Genomic DNA, 6,245 nt, shown 5'->3' on the forward strand with positions numbered 1-6,245 from the left:
ACTAATGTAGGTTGGGCTGAAAAGCCCGCATTGGAAGTGGATGCAATCTGTATTTGCTGGGCTGTTCAGCCCAGCCTACTCCGATTATTTGATCGGGTGAGTATGCAACTCACAACCCTTAGCCCGATACTCACGATAATGTATCCGACTTTGTTCTTTTTCTATCTCTCGGTTACTCACCAACTCCATAACACGCTTGAATTTAGTATAAAAAGCTGGAATTTGAGTACTCAAATTTAACAATATATCATTAAATCCCCGCGGTTCTTGGCCATAGCCAATTTGTATCGGTGGGGGCGGCTCAGGGCCTTCACCTTGCAGGTTATGAGGAATAAAACTATCCTCTTTAAAGGTCCATAACAGCTCATCAATCAATTCGGCATCCTGTTGGTTATTACAATAAACATAAACCCTATGACCCCGATGATAAGCCTTTTCTAAAAGACGACAAGCGATCAACCACCGAGCATGATCTTGATCGCTTTCCAATAAATAAAAATCAACGCGAATTGGCGGCATGGCGAATTAATTGAGTTAATAAAGGAACGGGTCTTCCAGTAGCATTACGCTTTTTACCAGAAGTCCATGCAGTCCCTGCAATGTCTAAATGGGCCCATCGATATTTTTCCGTAAATCGCGATAAAAAGCAGGCCGCGGTAATACTGCTGGCTGTACGGTCAAAACCAGCATTAATCATATCGGCTAAAGGGCTATCCAGAGCGTCTTGATAATCTTCATCCAAAGGCATCCGCCAGACACGGTCATTACTTTCAATAGCGGCGTCCTCAATAAGCTGTGCTAGCTCATCATCCTGAGTCATAAGACCGGAGGCAACCGTCCCTAGAGCTACAATAATACCGCCCGTTAGGGTTGCAATATCAAGCACGAACTTAGGATTAAAACGTTCGGCATAAGTTAAGGCATCCGCTAAGGCTAAACGGCCTTCCGCATCTGTATTCAGAATTTCAACCGTTTGACCAGACATACTGGTCACAATATCACCTGGTTTTACAGCAGAACCACTTAGCATATTTTCAGAGCTGGCTATTAAACCCACAACATTAACAGGCAATTGGAGTAGGGCACAGGCTTTAATTGTCCCTAATACGCTCGCTGCACCGCACATGTCATATTTCATTTCATCCATGGCATTAGCAGGCTTAATAGATAAGCCACCTGAATCAAAAGTAATGCCTTTACCGACCAGCACAATCGGCGCAGTATCGCCGGCACCTTTATAATGAATATCAATTAAACGTGGCGGTTGAGAAGAACCCTGAGATACTGCTAATAAAGTTTCCATACCAAGCTGGCGCATTTCATCAGGTCCCAGTACGGTACAATGTAACTGAGTGGGAAATTCTTTGGCTAACTGAATTGCTTGTTCTCCCAAATAAGTAGGGGTGCAAATATTGGCGGGTAGATTAGCGAGATGACGGGTAAATTCAACTCCTTTAGCAATGGCTTGTCCTGTTTCTAATGCTTTAGGGCTTGCTTCGGGCAAATAAAAATTGACCTGTTCTAAACGATGAGGTTTAGCCTGCTTCTTTTTAAATTCCAGTTGCTGAAAACAGTGATTATCTATTTGCATAATCATTTGCTCGAGCTGCCAATCTGCCGAGTGTTTTGGTAATTGCGGTAAGTAAAGGGTAATTGATTTGAAACGTTGCCTGATTACAGCATCCATCAGCTCGGTTAGCCGTTTTTTCATAAGTTTAGCGGTAAACTTTTCTTTTTTTCCACATTGAATTAGCAATAAGCAGTGGCCTTGGGCATTAGTATGCCAAACAAGATCGCCTGCCTCAGAGGCTCTTTGAGATAAATTACTAATTAAACCCTCATGTCCTTTATCCAAGTCTTGGGCAAAACTGGATAGTTTGTCATCAGAAAAAATACCAAGTATTAAACAGTCACTGAGAGACAGCGCTGGTTTTTCTATTAATCCATAATTCATTGCACGCCCCTAAAAGCATGTTCGGTTGTTAGGTTATAGTCTACCTAAACTGAAAGCGCATTGAAACCTGCATTTTCTAATCTGTAACCGTATTAGACGAAGTCATAATACGGGATGCCATGGCAAATCCCCGCATTACGCTGCGTTAATACGGCTACATAGTTTTCTTAACTAGGGCAGCGAGGCTGAGAGGGTACTATTACCTGGACATTAATCCCTTTAATCGTTGGACTCTTAAGAGCGTCCTTTAAATAATCGATTAAAGAAACATCGACTACCTTGCCATATTCTGATGAGGCTTCTCTAAAATACAATACCTTATCTTTCCAAATAGCAAAACCCAAGTGTGAAATATTCAAGGCGGTGCCAATTTTATCGCGAACATTCCAATTAGGCCGTACAATCTCAACAATTGCGCCATTAGGAATTTGTGCGAATAAATCTAAATCTGGCTTGTCCTGCTCTGGGAATAATGCAGTCAAAGGCAGATAAGGTACATGCTCTGGGGTAACTTCCAGTTTAGCTCCCTTCGCTTTTAATTCCTCCAAGCGTTTTTCTTGTTCTGCCTGGTTGGCATTTTGTAAACGGATGGTTTGAATTGTTTTATAGGCATACCAATTGGGTTTTTCAATCAGAGCTGTAGCCATTTGTGCTACAGGCTTATTGTCTTTGTTTTTGATGGTCTGGGTAATGTCTTTGAATATACCCTTTTGTTGATGGTATTGGTTCCAATCCAAACCAGTAAAATGAGTACGCTGAATATAAGATACTTTGCCATTGTTGTAGCGCATTTGTTGTATGCATTGTTGGAATGAGGGCAACGAGTTTGCTAATGCCAAAGCCACCACTGTATTTACGTAAGTATCACAATCAAAGGCATCCACGCGATATTTAGGAAACTGATCATAACGTGCTGCGGGACCTTCCCCTAACGAGCCAAGCACATAAGGTACGCCAATGAAATGTTTACTTATCCAATCAATTCGAGCAGTCATTGAAATGTTCGGCATGCGGTTTAGCTTATGATATAGTTCTTCTATTGACGAATTTGCTTGTTTTTCAGTAGCACTAGAATCAAAAGCATGGCTGCTTGTACAAGCAAGAAAACCAATGAGCAAAGCGAATTTGCGTAAGGGAGTAGAGGTGTATTTCATTAGAAATGTCCATTTTGAGTTGGATATTGGGTACATGTTAACTTGTTCCTGCGTCTGGAGGCAAGAATGCTGAATATAATTTGGTTAGGAATGATACTGACTTCCATTGTTGTCGGTGTCATAGAGGGACGTATCGATGAAGTCGTTCGGGCAGTTACTGACTCGGCCAAACTTGGTTTTGAAATTGCTTTGGGGCTGGCTGGAATTATGTGCTTATGGTTGGGTATTATGTCTATAGCTACTGAGTCAGGTTTAATCAAAATATTAGGTAAGGTGTTACGCCCCATATTGCGACGCTTATTTCCAGATGTGCCTACTGATCATCCAGCAATGGGAGCTATTGCTCTAAACATTTCGGCAAACATGCTTGGTCTTGCCAATGCAGCAACACCTTTTGGCTTGCAGGCAATGAAAGAATTGCAAACACTAAACCAGCATGCGCGTGTCGCTTCTAATTCTATGTGTACCTTTTTAGCCATTAATACTTCTAGCGTGCAACTGATTCCGGCAACCGCGATTGCATATCTTGCGGCCAATGGCAGTACCAATCCTACTAGTGTAGTTTTCAGCTCGTTAGTGGCAACACTTATTTCTACTTTAGTAGCAATCATCTCGGTGAGGCAACTCGCTAAATTGCCCGTATTTCGCGTGGGGAAGGCGGATAGCTTATGAGTGGAATAGCCAATCAGTTATCCAATTGGATGCTTTTGATGTTTGTAGTGGGGATTCCTCTCTATGCCGCCATAAAAAAAGTTAATGTATTTGATGCTTTTATTGTTGGGGCGAAACAAGGCTTTGATACAGTTTTAAATATCTTACCCTATTTGATTGCCATGATGGTTGCGATAGGAATGCTGCGGGCTTCTGGCTTTTTTACCTTGCTAGGAAGGGTGCTTGCTCCGGTGATGGAGTGGATTGGTATGCCCTCAGAGGTCTTACCTCTAGCACTGATTCGCCCTTTTTCTGGGAGTGCATCTACGGGAATTATGGCAGAACTAATTCACCAATTTGGTGGTAATTCTTTGATTGCCAAAACAGCCGCCACCATGATGGGCAGCACAGAGACAACATTTTACGTGATTGCTGTCTATTTTGGCTCAATAGGCATCCGCAGAACTCGCCACGCAATCCCTGCAGGATTACTAGCTGACTTAGCCGGTATTATTGCTTCTGTAGTTATTTGCCGTTACTTATTTGGATAATTGCTGTAGATTGGGCCACGCAACAAGCGTAGCCCGTATTAGATGAAGACGTAGATGGATGGCCGAGCCAGTTTTTCGCATTACGTTGTGCTATAACACTAGCCAACTTTCTTTTTCTTCTTCTCACTCTTATTACTAGCAAACCCAGTCTTTTCCAAAGCCTGCAAGCGGCTAAACAAAGAACGAGTTCTTGCTTTAAATGCAGCCATTTCACGGCTAGGAACGGGAGATGATGTCGGCAAGTAGGTCGATGTAGGGTTTCTTGGCTGCCCATGTACGTGCAACTCAAAGTGGCAATGAGGGCCCGTAGCAAGACCTGTTTGTCCTACATAACCAATTACCTGGCCTCGCTTCACCCGGCTGCCCTTAGACAAACCTTTTTGGAATTTCAGCATATGGCCATAAATAGTGCTGAACTTTTTATCATGGGTGATTTCAATCATATTTCCATAGCCATTATGACGACCAATGGTTTTAATAACGCCATCACCTGTAGCCAAAATCGGTGTACCAATTGGGGCCGCCAGATCAATTCCTTTATGGGCTCGACGATAACGCAAGATAGGGTGGTACCTTGAGGTACTAAAGGTGGAGCTAATATGGCTAAAACGCAATGGATAACGTGAGAATGCCTTTTTAAAGCTTTCACCTTGAGGCGTGTAATAATCACGCGAGCCATTGGCGCTGATATGGCGCACAGCCTGCGCCGTTTTTCCATTATTGGTATAACTGGCCGCAACAATATCGCCTATTCCCACCATTTTATCTTTGACATACTGCGCTTCATAAACAATCGAAAAGCGATCACCGGAACGTACGGAATGTGCAAAATCAACTTGTTTACCTAAAATTGTGGTCATTTGACGAATTAACTTACTGGGAATGCCCAGGCGTTGTGCCGTTGTATATAATGATCCTTTCACTACCCCTGTAACATAACGATCTTGGTTCGTTACTTTTTTCGAGTCGATCTTGGTCTTATAAACAGCCCCGTCTCTATAAACAGTTAATGTTTGAATATCATTCATAGGAATGATTAGCTTTTCCAGTTTCTTTTTATTAATCAAAAATTGCAATTCTTGGCTGGGCTTAATTGCAGTCAATACTTTTGCGTGAGGGTTTTTATGAACTACCAAGTGTAAATTTTGCGCGGTCAATCCAAGACGATGGAATATGGTGGCCATTGAGTCACCGGAACGGGGTTTTACCGTTTGCCATTCATTGTCTTTAATTACTTTGACTGTTTTTACAGCTTTGGCTACGACAGTTTTTTTTACCGACTTCTCTGTGTTATCCGTTTTTTCAGGTTTAGTTGTAGTGTTAACTTGGCTAGTTTTAACCGTTGGTTCTACTTTTTTATTATTAATATGTTCAACTTCTTTTTTAATTGTCTGCTCTGTTACTTTGGCTAACTCTACAAGTGGGACAGATTTCTTTTCTTCTGCTACTTGCTTTTTTTCTAGCTTCGGTAGGGAAATAGATTGACGAGCTTGGCTATTGTGTTCATGATGTGAACAGCTTTTTACAAGCAAATAAGGAAGAGAAAGGGCAACAATTAATGCAGAACCCATTAATAATTTGGATTGAATACCAGATTGTCGTGTTCGAATATAAGGTTTTTTATCCATTGTTTGCCTACATGTTGTCATCCGCAAGAATGCATTTGTGTGCATTTTGTTCAAAAACGGGTGACAAATTATTTTAAATCACCTCTTGGGTATGGCAGGAAATTGCCAACCGGGCTAAGATACTCGGTGTGAGAAGATAGGTCAATCATTTATAAAGGTTTTGATGTCATGATAGTTGAAGATTCAGTTTGTTCCGAATTAATGCGAGGCTGTGAAGAGGTCCTTCCACAGCAAGAACTCGAAAAAAAGCTTCAAAAGGGAACCCCTTTAAAAATAAAGGCAGGTTTTGATCCTACTGCACCCGATC

At 41.9% G+C, this 6,245-nt stretch carries 7 protein-coding genes (1 of these 7 only partly in view); 3 read left to right on the forward strand and 4 right to left on the reverse strand.

Annotation, left to right across the window (positions count from 1 at the left end):
- Nucleotides 1–84: 84 nt before the first annotated feature.
- The 3 genes from BN3124_RS02340 to BN3124_RS02350 form a co-directional block, all read right to left on the reverse strand.
- Complete coding sequence (locus tag BN3124_RS02340; RefSeq protein ID WP_058533250.1) at nucleotides 85–519, reverse strand: DNA polymerase III subunit chi; 435 nt, start codon at nucleotides 517–519, stop codon at nucleotides 85–87.
- Complete coding sequence (locus tag BN3124_RS02345; protein ID WP_058533251.1) at nucleotides 500–1,954, reverse strand: leucyl aminopeptidase; 1,455 nt, start codon at nucleotides 1,952–1,954, stop codon at nucleotides 500–502. The genes BN3124_RS02340 and BN3124_RS02345 overlap by 20 nt, the downstream gene beginning before the upstream one ends.
- A gap of 167 nt (nucleotides 1,955–2,121) precedes the next feature.
- Complete coding sequence (locus BN3124_RS02350; protein WP_058533252.1) at nucleotides 2,122–3,108, reverse strand: N-acetylmuramoyl-L-alanine amidase-like domain-containing protein; 987 nt, start codon at nucleotides 3,106–3,108, stop codon at nucleotides 2,122–2,124.
- 66 nt (nucleotides 3,109–3,174) lie between these two features.
- Between BN3124_RS02350 and BN3124_RS02355 the strand changes: the two genes are divergently transcribed.
- Nucleotides 3,175–3,780: a nucleoside recognition domain-containing protein gene (locus BN3124_RS02355; protein ID WP_058533253.1), complete on the forward strand. Its 606-nt coding sequence runs from the start codon at nucleotides 3,175–3,177 to the stop codon at nucleotides 3,778–3,780.
- Complete coding sequence (locus BN3124_RS02360; protein WP_058533254.1) at nucleotides 3,777–4,310, forward strand: spore maturation protein; 534 nt, start codon at nucleotides 3,777–3,779, stop codon at nucleotides 4,308–4,310. Before BN3124_RS02355 ends, BN3124_RS02360 begins: the two co-directional genes overlap by 4 nt.
- A gap of 98 nt (nucleotides 4,311–4,408) precedes the next feature.
- On the opposite strand, the gene BN3124_RS02365 is transcribed toward BN3124_RS02360, so the two are convergent.
- The gene (locus BN3124_RS02365; protein ID WP_058533255.1) at nucleotides 4,409–5,938 is read right to left on the reverse strand and encodes a M23 family metallopeptidase; all 1,530 of its coding nucleotides are present in this window, start codon (nucleotides 5,936–5,938) and stop codon (nucleotides 4,409–4,411) included.
- A gap of 168 nt (nucleotides 5,939–6,106) precedes the next feature.
- Between BN3124_RS02365 and tyrS the strand changes: the two genes are divergently transcribed.
- A protein-coding gene (gene tyrS, locus BN3124_RS02370) for a tyrosine--tRNA ligase (protein ID WP_058533256.1) crosses the window boundary here: on the forward strand, nucleotides 6,107–6,245 show its start. It continues 1,058 nt past the right edge of the window; the window shows 139 of its 1,197 coding nt (coding positions 1–139); its start codon is at nucleotides 6,107–6,109; its stop codon lies off the right edge, out of view.

The sequence above is a fragment of the Legionella saoudiensis genome (assembly GCF_001465875.1).
GTDB lineage: Bacteria > Pseudomonadota > Gammaproteobacteria > Legionellales > Legionellaceae > Legionella > Legionella saoudiensis.